Genomic DNA, 14,725 nt, shown 5'->3' on the forward strand with positions numbered 1-14,725 from the left:
ACATGGTTGTACGAGGCTCCAGGGTTGTCCTGTCCGACGAGCGCCTTCAGTTGATCGAACGTGAACTCGCACGGGTCAAGAAGTGGGGTGCATTGGCTCTTTTCATAGCAGCCGCCTCGCCGGTACCAGATGACCCACTCATCGTGTACGTCGCATTGACAAAGTACAATGCAGCGAAGTTTGTGCTGGTGTACTTCACTGGCAAGGCACTAGTGACCATCTTGGGTGCATTCATAGGTTACAGTGTCGGAACATACTTTGAGTCTGCACCCGTTGTCATTGCGTCAGTGGCACTCACTGCAATCATCACTGGTCTGCTGTTCAAGCGACGTGAGGCAAAGGAGACCTCCCTTATGCAAGATGCACTCGAGGAGTCTATCGGCGGCCGCGACTCGGGCGTGTGACTCAGGCTTCGCAAGTCTTAAGTGGTGTGTGGAGGTCCTCGCAAAGAGGAAAGAGCAATGCCCGGTACCAGCACTGTCGAAGTCAAGTGCGAGAAGTGTAGTCACGTCTACGAGTCGACAGTAATCGATCATATCTCGCTTGCCGAGGACCCTGATTTGGCCAAGTCCCTCCGGACAGGAAAGATAAACCGTGTACAGTGTCCGAAGTGCAAGAAAGTGTCTTACATCGAGCGAACCGTTGTTGTGAACTTTGAGCCTCAGAGTATCATCGTGGTGTACGCACCAACAGCGACGACCCCGGAGGCTGTCTCTGAGATACAGAGTGACTACGACAGTGTCACATCCTTCAATGAAACCCTGCAGGAGATTCGTGCAGAAACCGAGTTCAAGGTGGTCACTGACGCCGAGAAGCTCAAGGAGCTAATCGATGAACACCTGAAGACCTACGGCTAGCATCTCCCCATGCGTTTCTCGTCGGTTACTATCAAGTGGAGATGCTGCGATTGCAGCACTCCGTTTGTCTTCGATGTTAGTTCTGTTATGAATGGATGGCGTACCTGTGTCAGTCCAGTCAGTTTCAACTCCGACTTCAGAGATGGAATGACTGGACCGCAGGCCTACTCCACGTCTAGATCCTTCTCTTTCCGAGGAGGAACTGCTCCACCCATCGCTCGGCCTCATACATGGTCGTTGTCTTCGGCGGCTTCTTGAAGCCATATGCAGAAATAGACTCGAGCGACCCTCCGAGTCCGCGCCTGAGTGCGAGCTTCGTACCCCTGATCGCATCTAGCAGTATTGGACCCGCGTTAGGTCCGTCAGTGACCTCCATCCTTATGTCAATCGTGACGGGTGCTCCTCCGAACTGCCTGCCGTATATGTAGAAGTATGACTCACGGCCATTGTTAAGGAATGGAACATAGTCTGAGGAACCTGCCACAAGGGGAGCCTCATAGGGAAGGTCTTGGCTAATGGCCTGTGTCTTGACCTCACGCTTTGTCATGCGTCCTCTGTAGTGAGAGTCCAGTGACTCGGCGCCTCCGCCGACATCAAGCTGATAGCTCTTGTCAACCTTCACACCACGCGCCACTAGGAGCTGCAAGATGCTTCGGTGAAGTATGGTGGAACCAATCTGGTCCTGAAGGTCATCTCCCACCAGGGGTAGTCCCCTGTCTTCAAACCTTCTGCTCCACTCCGGGTCGGACGCAATGGGTGTGGGTGTACAGTTGATGAACGCGCAGCCCGCCTCCAGGCAGGCGTTTGCATAAGCGGCCGTTGCCTGCTGTGCTGAGCCCGGTGTCAAGTTCACCAGAATCTCTGCGCCGGACTCCTTGAGCGCCTTGACAATATCTACCTCTCGGCCTTGGTCGAGTTGTACAAGTGTTCTCAGATTGTCGTCTATGCCATCTAGGCTTGGGCCTCTTAGGACCTTTACGCCCAGTGTTGGTACCTTTGCGAACTGAATCACGTTGTTTGGCTTAGCAAACACAGCTTCTGCGAGGTCATGGCCTACCTTGGCAGAAGTCACATCGAATGCAGCAACAAACCTGATGTCGCTTATGTGATACCCCGCAAAATCGGGGTGGTTCAAACCTATTGCATCATCTGCAGCCTTCTGCGTCTTGTAGTATTCTACTCCCTGAACAAGTGCGCTGGCACAGTTGCCGATTCCTGCAAGGGCCACCTTTATTCCGTCCACAGGACTCACCTCTGGTTTCAGAGTCACATCTCCGAGTCCGCATTTAAGTTTATTCTACGGTCATATATTGCTTAAATCCTTCGCTGATAGGTTTAGTATCTGATCGGCCTGTCGCTGAGACGTGCCGAATGACTCGATCGTAATACTTTCCGAGACACCGCGTCTGTCCAACCTCATTGCATGAGCCGTGTCGGCGTCTTGTTACTGACCCATAATCGACACGTGTAGTGGGACATGTCGCCTGTCTCTGTACAGCGACAAAGACATGGTTGCCATCTGCAGACGCTTGTTGTGGCTTGTATGGCTAATCCAAGTACTTGCAAATACTTATGAGGATAAGTGCGGATAGTAGTGTGGACGTCTGGCAGACAAACTTGGCTCCTCGCGGTCCTTTCACGGGTGGGGACCGCCAAGATTGCTGCTCAGTGTGCCAATGCGAATGTCCAAGTGCGGTGGAGATTCGCTTCTCACCAGATGGTTCAGAGAGAGGCACTGGAGCAGAACGAGCAGGAGTGTCAATGACGTTTATCTGACGAACGGGTGCGTCTAGTAGCCTGAGCGGCAAGGCGTGCCAGTCTGCCAGCGTCCACCTCATTCTTCACACTGACCACGACTCCTGAGGACGTTTCAGGCCCTGTGTGGCGGTACTAGTGATATTGGGCTAGTCCAAGCTGCGCGCAAGCAGCTCGACGACATCAAGCACTCCGACCTTTGAGTCGATGAGTTCTCTGCCTGCATTGAGGTTCGTTTCACAGAATGGACATGCAGATGCCATGACATCCGCCTTGACCACCTCCGCTGAAGCCATTCTGTCGGCAGCTATCCTCTTGGAGAGATTGGAGTCGAATGACCTGAGTCCACCTCCGGCTCCACAGCACATGGCCGCACTAGTCTTGGTTGGCATCTCGACCAGTTCGATGCCCGGGATTGCACGGAGGACCGACCTGGGCGCATCGTAAATGCCCAGTTCCCTGCCCATGTGGCATGGATCATGGTATGTCACTCTGAAGCGTTCCTTCAGCTGTCTGGGATGAAGTCTGCCGGCCCGTATCAACTCCTCCGCAAGCTCTACAATATGGACCACCTCAGGCATTTCCAGTCCCATACCCGCATAGTCCTCTCTCAGGGTCTTGAGACAGCCTGCGCAGGACACGACCAACCTCTTCGCTCCTGTGGCCGCTATCGCCTCTGCAGCCTTCGAAGCGTTCTGCCGCGCCTCGTTTCCCTTTCCTGTCCTGAGCATGACAGAACCACAGCAGGGCTCATCTTCCATGACGGCGAAGTCAACTCCAGCTGCTCTCATTATCTTGGCTGAAGCCAGAGCTACCTGAGGCATCTTCATGGCTGCAGTGCACCCGACGAAGTAGACTGTTTCGCCCTTCGTCGGAACCTCAAAGCTGAGCTGGGCGACCCACTCTCTCTTGCCGCCCCCTGTCTCGGTGTATGGATTGTCATGTGCCATTATCTTCTGTGCAATCGAGTCTCTTGATTCATTGGGTATGTCGTTCAGTACTTGCCTCACCTGTTCCAGAGCTCTGGCAGGATGAAACTCGGATGCACATATCTTGGCGCAGTTGCCACACAGAGTGCACTGGAATAGCGCTTCCGCATTTTGGGGAGTCTTCTCGATGATGCCATCCAGAAGAGCAAGCGCTACCATGATCTTACCGCGCATGAAGCTGGTTTCGAATCCGGAAGTGTTCTTCCAGACGGGGCACACTCCATCGAAGCCCATGGTCTCGTAGACTGCGTTGCGGCACAGTCCGCATCGTCTACACTGAAGGAGTTCCTCTTTCAGAGTGTCCATGTCGATTTGGGTCATCCTAAATGCCTCCCATGACGCCGGGGTTCATTATGCCATTGGGGTCCAAGACTCTCTTCAGCGTCTTGACCAGGTCGAGATACTTGGTCATCTCCCCTGCGGATCCCGCCCAGTATGGGGCCATCTTGAATGGGACAGCTCCAGTCTTGAACAATCTCCTTGCAAGCTCCTCATGGGCGTTTCTCACTTTCTCCTCCTCTGCGGGGTCGGCTGGGTCGAAGTACAGATGAGGATACATGTTGTAGGTCGCATGGTCTGTCAGGAACCCAGCAGTGTGTCCGAGCAGGCCGAACTCGTCCATGACCTTCCAGATCTCTTCCACTGACCTGTGCCAGTTCGCAGGTGTCTGATGGTGATACAGTATGCGCCAGTGCCAACCGTGCGCGTATGACGAACGAGCAAAGGTCCTCATTCGGTCATCCCACTCTCCTCGTGGCAGCTCTCCAATGCCAATGACCTTGCCCCCCAGTTCCTCGCATAGCCTGCGCGCAAGCAGTGCGTCGCTGGCGAGCTGATCCTCTCTCAGCCTTCCGATTGTGGCTGAGACCGTGAACGCGGGCCACTCGTGCTTAGGTATACCGTATTCCTCACCAAGCATGTCAAGGAAGAACTCAAGGATTCTGCCCTCGTATATGGAAGCAAAGACTGTATTGACGTCGTTCTGCCTTAGCTGGATGAGGAACTTCTCCGCCTGTTCCGCGGTGTCAAATCCGTACGTGTTGTAGTCAAAGTGACGGATTCTCTTGAATGTCTTGAGTGAGACCTTGGTGATGATTCCAAGAGACCCTAGCGAACCGATGAAAAGCCCTGTCAAGTCGGGACCGAAGGCGTACCGTAGAAACGGTCCTGGGGCGTTTGGATTGGCCTCTGAACCCGTCTGAACAGTCTCACCGTTGGGCAGCACGACCTCAAGGCCCAACACCATCTCAGCTATGCAACCATAGGTGCTGCTTCCGGGCCCTGCACCATTCACTGCGACATTGCCAGCAACAGTACATACAAGTGATGACTCGGGGTAGATTGGCACCCACAGGTCGTACTGATTCAGGAACTTGTCGAGCATACCGAATGTCACGCCAGCACCGACTGTGACCGACCTGAGTTCCTGATGCAGTGTGATGTCATTGAGGCGCATCAGTTCCACGACCAGTCCGTCTGGCTGGGGTATGACCTCGCCCTGAAGACTCGATCCTCCAGACCGGGGCGTCACAGGAATTCTGTGTTTGTTTGCTATTCTCAGGACCTCCGAGACTTCCGCTGTGCTGCCCGGCCTCACGACGCATCCGGGTCTGACAGAGTCATATCCCGTTGAGGCCGATGCCGAATATGACAGTAGGACATCTTCCCTGGTTGAAACGTACTCGTCACCCACTACAGCGGCCAGCTGTCTCACCACATTCCTGTCCAATTCGAGGCCTCCGTTGAAGACACTTGTGTCTAGAATATGTGACGAATCTTCATCAGGTCTGAGGCCGAACCTTTGACCTTCAGTTTTCGTGTCAGGAGTGCATTCGCAGCACTGATCTGTTCTGTGAACAGCTTCTGAATTGTATCTCCGTCGCTTTCAATTCTCATGTCCGGGTCAGCTATTGCCCCTTCGTGGACGGTGATGTTGTTGTCCTTGACAATGAAGTGGTATTGCCTTCCATCTTTCAGGGTCAGTAGTGCCTTCCTTTCCCAACCTTCAATTGCCTCTATGGTCTTTGTCCTCTGAAGGCCGACTGCGATTCTCTCACGCATTAGTCCAATCAGGTCATCTGTCATATGAACCTCACCTGACCGGAATGCTCGCTCTGTGTCCGTTTTAGTTGTTTCTCTAGGTCTTCATCCGAAGCTCGACGCTTGTCGTAGTGAGTAGCAGACCGAGGCGCAGCACTGACTGAGCGACAGCAACGCAGATAAGCTCTCTTCGGAGTCTCGCCTCGAGGCTTTAGCATGGACAAGGAATGCACGAGTGACGCACGCGAGGACGAGATTGACTATTCGCCCCAGCGGTGGACGCGTCGGGATGAGATAGTGGAGAGCTTTCATGTGCTCGTGTCGCACCACCCCCCGTCTCTTTTCAGCCACTGTGTGAGAATCTCCGTCCGTGGCAGGTCCTTGTATCTCTGTGGTCGATGCACTGGTATGTATGGGGGACTCGGGTTCGGCATTGTTGTCATTCTTGCATTCAACGTGTCAATGGAACCCACTTGGCTGTGGTTCCTTCTAGCACTGGCTCTCGGATTCGCCACTGTGACAGACTGGATGACACAGCGACTGACTCCCAGAAAGACCACAGTCCGCGTCAGATTCTCGACCGGATTCGCCAGCGGCGTCGGCCTCGCCATCGTGTTCCTCCTGAGGGACATGTCCGTCATGCTCGTCACACTGGCCATTATGGCGGTATCAGTGGGCGTCGTCAGCCTGATTGAGAACCGAAGGACTAGGACAGCGCAACAGGATGATCCCCGACTCACGGAGGTCTAAGGATAGAGCAGTCTTGTTACCATAAGAACGGTTAAAACAGAGGCGCCATTGGCAATGCCAGTGATAGTAGAATGATTCCCTTTGCGCGACCCCATATTGACCACGAAGAGATTGAAGCTGTCAAGAAAGTCCTAGAGTCAGGGATGCTTGCCGAAGGCAAGTTGTCTCACGAGTTCGAGAAGCAGTTCTCTTCATTCGTCGGCACAAAGTTCGCGTCCGTAACAAACAGCGGCACGACGGCTCTCAGTACTGCGCTTGAGGCTCTCGACATCCAGCCCGGCGACGAAGTGATAACTTCTCCGTTCACTTTCATTGCCTCTGCGAACACTATCGCCATGATTGGTGCAATCCCTGTCTTCGTAGACGTGGATCCTGACACATATAACATCAGTCCTGAGATGATTCGTGCAGCAATCACCAAGCGAACGAAGGCTATCATGCCAGTGCACATATTCGGTATGCCTTGCGATATGAAGCAGATAATGGAGATAGCTGAAGAGAAGAGCCTCTATGTCATAGAGGATGCGTGCCAGGCACATGGCGCAAAGGTTGAGGGCAAGATGGTGGGGTCGTTTGGTCATGCGAGTGCATTCTCCTTTTATGCCACGAAGAACATGATGACTGGCGAGGGTGGGATGATAACCATGAACGATGAGGATCTTTACGACCGTGTGAACATGATAAAGAACCACGGTCGGGGAAAACAGGGCGGCTACAGTCACTTCAGGATTGGTTACAACAGCCGGATGATGGACTTGGTTGCAGCCTTGGGACTTGTCCAGCTCAAGCGTCTTCCCAAGGCCATAGAGAAGAGAAGAAAGAACGCAGCAGTCTACAACGCTCTCCTCGATGAGCTTGACACCGTGAAGCCGCAAGCTGAACCGCATGGCTATGAGTCCTGCTACCATGTATATGCGCCTAGGCTGTTCTCGAAGAGCGTCACCAGAGACCAGCTGGTGCAGATACTGAAGGACAAAGGAGTTGGTGCCAGAACCGTCTATGCCCTGCCGTGTCACAAGCAGGAGACGTATCGTAACATACGTCAGTGGCGTTGGGCGAAGTTTGTGAAGTATCCCGACTATTCGAAGCTGCATCTGCCTGTCTCGGAGGACATCGGCAACCGCCACTTCGATATCCCTGTGCATCCTCTGCTGACCGACTCCGAGATCGGAACTATTACACACGCCCTGAGAGAGGCATTGGCGTAGTCAGTGGACCGGTGGCACGAAGTCAGGTCCCGGCAAGACTGCCAGCGATTTCCGACCTCTATTCTCGCGGTCCTCGGGACTGACCTGTACCAGCAGACCCTATCGAGAATAAGGGTGACAACGAGTAGACCCGGTCTTAGCTGGACGGTCCTTGCTGTGCTGAACATGCGCGAAACGTTATTATCGGTTCTGATGGTTAATCTTGACACCATGAACATAATCTCGAAGGCTCGCCGACCCGGTTCTGTGAACGAGGTCTACAAGATGATGTCGATGCCTAAGAAGCATCGTCAACTCTCCTTCCCTGTGGCAAGGTTGCCTCGGGACTTGCTGAGCCAGATGCTCGTCGTATGCGGTAAGATTGGCAGTGAGAGCATAGATTTGTGTCGAGCAAAGGCAAAGGAGATTGGCGTGATTCTCATCGAGTGTCGTGACTCCTCATGGCAGCTCACACTAAAGAGCATTCGAAAGCACTTTGACACAGGAAGACACAAGGGAGTCCTGCTTCTGGGTGGCAGCAAGGAAATCCCCAGCACAAACATCATGTATCAGGGGACCCCGGGATACACTGACTGGTTCTTGCAGGATGTCGATGGAGACGGGTCCCCAGATGTTCCTGTCGGCAGGGTCTTTGGAGACTCTGCAACATTGACGTACCACATGGACCCTTTCATAATCGACAGCAACATCGCCGTGGTATTCGACAGCCAACCGGGCCGTTCGAACAGGCATGTTGATGCTCTGGTCAAGCTCGGCTTTGACGTGGAGGTCCTGCCGCGGTATGAGCCTGATCATTCGAAGCTACTTGGGGTCAGTGAGTTCATTCTCCAGTTTTCAGACGGTCTCTACAGCTCGCGAATCCATGGCACGCCCGACATGTGGGCGACACACAACTCACTGATACTGAGTCATGAACAGGCAGCTTCAATCAAGTTCGAGGGGTATCCCGTCGTCTACTCGGAAGCCTGCAGCACTGCACGGGAGGGTGCGCTTGTGAAGGCATTCCTTTCTAGGGGTGCAGCATACATAGGTTCGACCCTCGACACAATGAACAATACTCGCCCCTTTGACGACTGGCGTGACTGTGCATATGCAGACGGGTACAAGTTCGGATTCATGGACCTATTGGACAGCAATGGTCTCATAGGACAGGTCAAGCTTGGAGTCGACCGGGCAATCTTTGAGCACTTGGGAACTGCAGAGACCGCAGAAATCGAAGCGATACGAACAGGCCGTGGGACCGAGCTCAAGTCAGAGAAGGCCCTGTCCGCTATCGAGTGGGTCATGTATGGAAACCCTCTCCGGCGAACGACTGTCGGTCCCAATGCAGACTTCAAACCCGGTCGGATAATCGTGGACACCTAACAACTGTCTGCTCTCCCGGTCCCTCGGAGTACTGTACCGACGAGTCCAAAGATGCCACTGATGACTGCCATAATCAAAGAAGCAGCAGCCATTGTTGGTAGGTATATGGTCGAGCCCGCTGCGATGTTAACCCAGAGGAACAGCGGCAGGTAGGCAATGAGCCCACCGAGAAAGGATGCCGCCACGGCATACCGCTTTTCACCCAGTAGTAGACCCGCAATGAGACCTGATGCCACAGGTGCCAGCACGAAGAGTACGTTGAACAACCCGACATCAAGCAGTGCAGCCGCTACAGTGAGGGCAGCAGCACGTCTACGCAGGAAGACTATATCGTGGCTCATTGATTGGGCATAGGGTCACGGAGTTATAATCCTGCTGTACTGTGATGGAGATGCCGCTCTCTCAGAAGCCTCGGCCAACGAGCGTGAAGTATCCGTTGTGAGTGGAGGTGAGCAGAGTTGTCAGAGTACAGTATGATTCAAATACAAGTTGTGTCCTCCCGGTGCCTGTATCATGCACGCCTGAATTAATGTCAGGAAGGCGAGAGATGTGAGCGAAGAAAAGGAGACCACAGGTCAAAAACTCAAGCGCAACGCGTCGTTTAAGATTGGCAAACCCAAGAATCCCTTCAAGGGCAACCCCTACAAGAAGAAGCAAGAGTGACTCATCTGTTGCTGCGTTGGGGCTATGAACGCTGACATGGCAAGAGCCCCCTCCCTCATTTTTAGAATCCATGTTCACCATTCATTCTTAGTTGGAAACATCGGACACAAGACTCCTGCATGTCACTTCTAGGAAACTGCACTAGGAAGGGTCACTCCTTGAGGTGTCATCAAGTATTGAGCCGGGCTGAGGTTCAGCGCTCCCGCACGAAAGTATACATGCACCACTCGTCGCCGCCCATGGACGTCCAACTCCTGGCCAGCTGCTCCAGACCTATGAAGAGTCAGGCTTATGGACACTGCAAGACCGGCTGGCGTTGTTCATCAGCTCGTTGATGGATTTGCAAGCTGCAGAGGCGTTAGGAGTGTCTCACGCGGTCCGAATAACAGTGCCCGAAGAGTACAGTCTTTACCAGTCAGTGAGTGCGTGGATCTACTCTGACATCCAGCCGGTACCGGAGATAACATCCCCCAGTCAACTGTCGCGCGTGGTCTCGATATCCTCTGTTGAGATGCCAGTGATAATCAGACAAGAACAGCCGGGCGCGCCACTGAGTGTGTACAGTCCTCAAGCTGGCGAATCATTAAGAGATGTCGTCACGCGCATGCTTGGACTGGACATCGACACAACAGGCGCGCTGCGAGTGCTAGAGGAGGACCCTGTGCTGAGTTCCCTTCACATGCAGGTGCGTGGCATACGGCCCTACTCTACCCCTTCTGTCTTTGAAGCACTGATCAAGACGGTGATTCAGCAACAGATCTCCTATCGGGCTGCAAATGTGTTGACAAAGAGATTGATTGAACGAATGGTCATCCCAGTCCGCTACAGTGAAATGGATGTCTATGGGTTTCCGAATCCTGACAAGTTCATTGCACTTGGCATTGAAGGGTTACGTTCAATCGGATTGGGTTACAAGGCGTCGATTCTGCTATCCTTGTGTAACGAGGTAGTATCAGGTCGGCTTGAGTTGGAGAATATGCATCGCATGACCTATGAAGAGTTATCGTCGCTGCTGCTATCCTTGCGAGGAGTAGGGGAATGGACGCTGCAGACAGTCTGCATCGCTGGTCTGCGCCGATTCGATGTGTTTCCGAATTCTGACATAGGGATTCGCAATCTGCTGGGTCGGCTGTACTTTGGAGGCGTTCGTGCTACAAACCAACAGGTTCTGGACCTCATGGAGTCGTGGGGCAGACATGCAGCCATGGCCCTCTACCTTTTGATGTGCGCCGATGTCCTGGGACTTGTAGGCCCTCATTCGCGGACTCGCTCGCGCTAGATGTGGGTATGCGAAAGTGTCACTGTGCGTGCTGACTCATGGACAGAACACGACGGCTACTCTTATAAGACACGAACCGAAGCTGAGGGGACAACGCAGAGTTGAGAGTGCCCTGCGCTTGATGCACCTGAGTCAGGCAGGGACGGTCACATCCACAACGAGCTATTGTTCAAGCTCATAGGACAACTGAAGGCATTAGAGAGCATAGTGGTGTTCTAGTTGACAGAGATTCGAAACTCCAAGATGTGGCGAATATGGTCCATGTTCATCAAGGAGTTGTATCTCATACGAATCGACAAGTTCGCAATGCTTCTGGTGTTCGTGCTTCCCACAATGGTGATGGGCACCATGTACGTAGCCATCAACCAGGGCAGTCCGATGAGTTCAGATGGCAATACGGGTGAAGATGTCATCGCTATGGGGGTTGTTGATCTAGACCCCACTGATACGTTCCCTGGCGAGGACCTATCGTACAACTTCACCCTGTACCTGTCGCGAAGCCCCAGCTTCATGGTGACCATATACGACACTGAAGAGGACGCGCTCGATGGACTCTATAGGGACACTGTGGACGCCTACGCAGTCCTGCCTTATGGCTTCGAGGGCAACATCACTGGTGATATTCCTGCACTTGTTCCCATTCACATAAGCAGCACGAACTTTGACAGTCAGGCGAAGGTGTTCGGCGCGTTCAGTGAAGTGGTCACGGAGTTCAGAGCCGACCATGGCTGGGTCAAGGGCGAGATTGTCATGAACAACATTCTTGAGTTCAAGCCAACAGGCAACTACATGGCTGCGACATTCGGTGCCTTCATGCTGGTGTTTGCAGTCTTCATTGCAGTGGCGGCGACTGCTGCCCAAGCAGTGGTGGGTGATGTGCCGCTGAGTAGGATGCTTCTCACCCCTGCCACCAAGATGGAGTCGATAGTATCCAAGACCCTTGCCTACTTCTGCGTCGGCATGCTGCAGAGCATATTCCTCATCGGTCTGTGGTCCGGTCTGTTTGGCATAACCCCTGTTGCTCAGGACTGGTGGGAATTCATCTTGTGGTACCTCGACATCTTTCTGATAATGGGACTGATGTCATTTGCAGGTTCATCACTCGGAGTCCTGATATCTACACTGGTCACTACACGGCTGCAGGCCAACCAGTCCTTCTTGTTTCTGCTATTCGGTTCCCTCATAGTGGGGACTGGCTTCATGGACGTTGGGATAGTCGATGACCTCTATCCGCTGAACATAGGTCGAGCCATGATTATCGATGTGGCCTTCAAAGGGGTCGCACTTCTCAGTTTCATGGACCAGATTGTTCTCGTTCTGCAGGTTTCCGTCGGGTTCATTCTTGTGGCGTGGATTGTGTTCTCAAGGAGACGGAACCTCGCGTGACAAGCTCAGAACCCAAGCCATAGCAACCAGATGATTGCAGAATTGTTCAGTCCGTGGGCAACAGTAGGTCCCAAGATAGAGTACCTCTTCCTCTGTGCAAGATACCCCAAGAACATGCCGAGGATGAATCTTGCTAGGAACCCAGTCAAGTCCATATGTGATAAGGAAAAGATGAAAGAAGTGATGAGTAGCGCTGCTACCCCGGGTCTGCTCTTCGACCGTGTCTTGAGGTACATCTCCATTCTTCTCTGCAGAAAGCCCCTGAACAGCAGCTCCTCACTGAAACCGACAATCACGAACATGATGATTGTCCAGAGAACTACATCTGCCACATTCCTTAGCGAGAAGGGGTCAATGCCCGCCTCGGGAGTCACCCCGAAGAGAGATGTCAGCCAGCTGATAGCAAGGTTGGATGCGAGCATGACTGTGCCTACCCCGAGGCCTATGACGACTTCGTGTGTTGGTCTTCGCCACCTGAGGCCAAGTGACTTTACGGCAAGTCCTCGTCTCTTGACATAGTAAAGGGGTGGGACTATGAATCCCAGTTCTGAGAGAGTAATCATCTGAAGTGCCGCGGGTTCGAAGTGTACCTCAAAGGTAAGAAAGTCAACGTAGATCAGACCTGTCAGGACCGCCACTAACGTCAGTAGGAATGTGAATGTGAGCATCAGACCGAGGGCTATCCCTGTGGCAACTAGCACGCTAGTCATCTGCTTGCCATCTATCGAGGACTCCAGAAGTCTTCCTGGTGTAAAGACGTCGATTGTAGTGTCTTCATTCATTCCCTCAAGGTCCGGATCATCCATCACCATCGTAGAATCCCTGCGATGATGACGTCCTGTCCAGTGATAAGCGTTTGGCCATGTTCGGTCCGTCAATCAGGCCGGACAGAGAATAAAGCACTCTGAGGAGCCATCTTGCGATCATCTCGGCATTAGAGAGTCCTGTCACTGCCGCGATTCATTCCACTGACGGTCGGGGGTGCCTTGGCTCCGCTCTTGAGTTGTGTGAGGTATTTGGTCTGCACGCCGCATAGTGCCACATCTGGTTGTATTGGCATGACGACTAGAGCATTGTGGATATCTTCTCGCATGCCGTCTTTGCAGCATATACTAGGAGACCCGTCTTCATCCCCTTTGCTGCTGCCATGACAAGAATTGCCTTCTCACCCGCGCTCTTCATTATGATGTGGCCCTGTTCGTTGGTCAGTAAAACCTCTTCCAGGAGCCCTTGGTCCATTCGCTCAGCCGCAAGGTCCGCGACTCCCAGAATGGATGCTGCCATTGCTGCAATCTCTGCTTCCTCCAAGCCTTGCGGTACCGCGGAGGCGATAGGAAGGCCCTCTTTGGATAGCAGCATCCATGCCTTGATGCCTGCGGCTAGGTTGGTAGCTTCCTCCATGACCTGCCTGAGCTTGGTTTGTAGCTCCTCAAAGTCGGCATCGAACATGGTATGCACCCGGACCTCAAACTGCAGTTTCTTCGTACCTGACTGCGCATTAATAAAGTTTGGTTGAATATGCACCGGAAGACAGGCGGCGGGGGGGTTGGCAGCTGCTGCCGCAAGTTTGGACAGTCTTGTACATACGCAGTGTGATGCATGTGTGTCTGTGCGGTCACACTACTCCCGGGGTCTGCTCGACAGTCGATGAGTAGTCAAGGTGTGCTCCTTCACAATGTCGCTCCTTGACGGACCACGTTGGCATCCCATGGATGCCCAACTCCCTCCAACTAAGAATGAACGGTGCCGAGGCATGAAGGACTTATAGTGGAGACTGGTCTGTTACGATGTGCTTGACTGATGAATGAAATGCTACGCATCGGTACAGGACACGCTGTTCGAGAAGAGAGACAGTGGAAGACAGGAATCAGGGTTCTGGGTGTTGCAGAGAGCTTTGAACGGTCTGACCTCAACAGCACGGTCGTCGGTGTCGTGATGCGAGGTGACATGAGAATTGATGGCATGGCGTTCTGCACTCCCAGAGTGGGCGGTCTGGACTCAACCGATAGGCTGTTGGAGATGTATGAACGGCTACATCGTTCTGACATCCGCCTATGGCTGCTGAGCGGAGGAGTGATATCGTGGTTCAATATCGTCGATTTGGGCAGGCTGTACCATGAGACCTCCATACCGGTGATCTCAGTCTCGTATGATGACTCCGAAGGCCTCGACAAGTATCTCCGCGAGTACTTCCCAGCGGATTGGACGCAACGAGTGCTGACTCTGGAGAAAAATGGCCCTAGACATCGTGTATCTCTACAGACAGGACACGAGGTATACGTAAATCTGGCTGGAATCGACGATAGGGACGCCAAGGCTATCTTGGATCGTTTTACTCTGGATGGCAAGACTGCCGAGCCGCTTCGTGTTGCTCGTATTGTCGCATTCGCACTTCGTCGAGATTTGCGTCCGGAAGTATCGGGCCAGTGACCA

The 14,725-nt window shown here is 53.2% G+C and carries 15 protein-coding genes; 8 read left to right on the forward strand and 7 right to left on the reverse strand.

What is annotated here, in order from left to right; genetic code table 11:
- Positions 1 to 50: 50 nt before the first annotated feature.
- A complete protein-coding gene (locus HXY34_10580; GenBank protein ID NWF96573.1) occupies positions 51 to 404 on the forward strand; it encodes a hypothetical protein in 354 nt (117 codons plus the stop codon).
- 57 nt (positions 405 to 461) lie between these two features.
- Entirely contained in the window at positions 462 to 857 is a 396-nt protein-coding gene (locus tag HXY34_10585) for a hypothetical protein (GenBank protein NWF96574.1), read from the forward strand.
- A gap of 175 nt (positions 858 to 1,032) precedes the next feature.
- On the opposite strand, the gene HXY34_10590 is transcribed toward HXY34_10585, so the two are convergent.
- The 4 genes from HXY34_10590 to HXY34_10605 form a co-directional block, all read right to left on the reverse strand.
- Positions 1,033 to 2,100: an inositol-3-phosphate synthase gene (locus HXY34_10590; protein NWF96575.1), complete on the reverse strand. Its 1,068-nt coding sequence runs from the start codon at positions 2,098 to 2,100 to the stop codon at positions 1,033 to 1,035.
- A 661-nt stretch (positions 2,101 to 2,761) separates the two neighbouring features.
- Positions 2,762 to 3,922, reverse strand: a complete 1,161-nt coding sequence (locus HXY34_10595) for a (Fe-S)-binding protein (GenBank protein ID NWF96576.1) — start codon at positions 3,920 to 3,922, stop codon at positions 2,762 to 2,764.
- A gap of 1 nt (position 3,923) precedes the next feature.
- Positions 3,924 to 5,330 (reverse strand): FAD-binding oxidoreductase, encoded by a 1,407-nt coding sequence (locus tag HXY34_10600; GenBank protein NWF96577.1) that lies wholly within the window; start codon positions 5,328 to 5,330, stop codon positions 3,924 to 3,926.
- Between the two features lie 29 nt (positions 5,331 to 5,359).
- Positions 5,360 to 5,686 (reverse strand): SCP2 sterol-binding domain-containing protein, encoded by a 327-nt coding sequence (locus tag HXY34_10605; protein NWF96578.1) that lies wholly within the window; start codon positions 5,684 to 5,686, stop codon positions 5,360 to 5,362.
- 171 nt (positions 5,687 to 5,857) lie between these two features.
- Here HXY34_10605 and HXY34_10610 point away from each other — a divergent pair, with 171 nt between their 5' ends.
- The 3 genes from HXY34_10610 (at position 5,858) to HXY34_10620 (ending at position 8,964) form a co-directional block, all read left to right on the forward strand.
- Positions 5,858 to 6,391, forward strand: a complete 534-nt coding sequence (locus HXY34_10610) for a DUF2085 domain-containing protein (protein ID NWF96579.1) — start codon at positions 5,858 to 5,860, stop codon at positions 6,389 to 6,391.
- A 71-nt stretch (positions 6,392 to 6,462) separates the two neighbouring features.
- A complete protein-coding gene (locus tag HXY34_10615; GenBank protein NWF96580.1) occupies positions 6,463 to 7,599 on the forward strand; it encodes a DegT/DnrJ/EryC1/StrS aminotransferase family protein in 1,137 nt (378 codons plus the stop codon).
- Between the two features lie 114 nt (positions 7,600 to 7,713).
- A complete protein-coding gene (locus HXY34_10620; protein ID NWF96581.1) occupies positions 7,714 to 8,964 on the forward strand; it encodes a hypothetical protein in 1,251 nt (416 codons plus the stop codon).
- Here the strand turns inward: HXY34_10620 and HXY34_10625 are convergent.
- Positions 8,961 to 9,305 (reverse strand): hypothetical protein, encoded by a 345-nt coding sequence (locus HXY34_10625; GenBank protein NWF96582.1) that lies wholly within the window; start codon positions 9,303 to 9,305, stop codon positions 8,961 to 8,963. The genes HXY34_10620 and HXY34_10625 overlap by 4 nt on opposite strands.
- 710 nt (positions 9,306 to 10,015) lie before the next feature.
- Between HXY34_10625 and HXY34_10630 the strand changes: the two genes are divergently transcribed.
- Positions 10,016 to 10,906 (forward strand): DNA-3-methyladenine glycosylase 2 family protein, encoded by an 891-nt coding sequence (locus HXY34_10630; GenBank protein NWF96583.1) that lies wholly within the window; start codon positions 10,016 to 10,018, stop codon positions 10,904 to 10,906.
- 219 nt (positions 10,907 to 11,125) lie between these two features.
- Positions 11,126 to 12,292, forward strand: a complete 1,167-nt coding sequence (locus HXY34_10635) for an ABC transporter permease (protein NWF96584.1) — start codon at positions 11,126 to 11,128, stop codon at positions 12,290 to 12,292.
- A 5-nt stretch (positions 12,293 to 12,297) separates the two neighbouring features.
- Here the strand turns inward: HXY34_10635 and HXY34_10640 are convergent, their stop codons facing one another.
- Both HXY34_10640 and HXY34_10645 read right to left on the reverse strand, forming a co-directional pair.
- Positions 12,298 to 13,104, reverse strand: a complete 807-nt coding sequence (locus HXY34_10640; protein NWF96585.1) for a CPBP family intramembrane metalloprotease — start codon at positions 13,102 to 13,104, stop codon at positions 12,298 to 12,300.
- 253 nt (positions 13,105 to 13,357) lie between these two features.
- Positions 13,358 to 13,741: a roadblock/LC7 domain-containing protein gene (locus HXY34_10645; protein ID NWF96586.1), complete on the reverse strand. Its 384-nt coding sequence runs from the start codon at positions 13,739 to 13,741 to the stop codon at positions 13,358 to 13,360.
- A gap of 360 nt (positions 13,742 to 14,101) precedes the next feature.
- Here HXY34_10645 and HXY34_10650 point away from each other — a divergent pair, with 360 nt between their 5' ends.
- Positions 14,102 to 14,722, forward strand: coding sequence for a DUF99 family protein (locus HXY34_10650; GenBank protein ID NWF96587.1), 621 nt, complete (start codon positions 14,102 to 14,104; stop codon positions 14,720 to 14,722).
- Positions 14,723 to 14,725: the final 3 nt, after the last annotated feature.

The organism is Candidatus Thorarchaeota archaeon, assembly GCA_013388835.1.
Classification (GTDB): domain Archaea; phylum Asgardarchaeota; class Thorarchaeia; order Thorarchaeales; family Thorarchaeaceae; genus JACAEL01.

Bases quoted from the DNA above. Each gene is read 5' to 3' on its own strand.
- HXY34_10585 (NWF96574.1), top strand. From the start codon at position 462: ATGCCCGGTACCAGCACTGTCGAAGTCAAGTGCGAGAAGTGTAGTCAC.
- HXY34_10595 (NWF96576.1), bottom strand. From the start codon at position 3,922: ATGACCCAAATCGACATGGACACTCTGAAAGAGGAACTCCTTCAGTGT.
- HXY34_10605 (NWF96578.1), bottom strand. From the start codon at position 5,686: ATGACAGATGACCTGATTGGACTAATGCGTGAGAGAATCGCAGTCGGC.
- HXY34_10610 (NWF96579.1), top strand. From the start codon at position 5,858: ATGGACAAGGAATGCACGAGTGACGCACGCGAGGACGAGATTGACTAT.
- HXY34_10615 (NWF96580.1), top strand. From the start codon at position 6,463: ATGATTCCCTTTGCGCGACCCCATATTGACCACGAAGAGATTGAAGCT.
- HXY34_10625 (NWF96582.1), bottom strand. From the start codon at position 9,305: ATGAGCCACGATATAGTCTTCCTGCGTAGACGTGCTGCTGCCCTCACT.
- HXY34_10640 (NWF96585.1), bottom strand. From the start codon at position 13,104: ATGGTGATGGATGATCCGGACCTTGAGGGAATGAATGAAGACACTACA.
- HXY34_10645 (NWF96586.1), bottom strand. From the start codon at position 13,741: ATGTTCGATGCCGACTTTGAGGAGCTACAAACCAAGCTCAGGCAGGTC.
- HXY34_10650 (NWF96587.1), top strand. From the start codon at position 14,102: ATGCTACGCATCGGTACAGGACACGCTGTTCGAGAAGAGAGACAGTGG.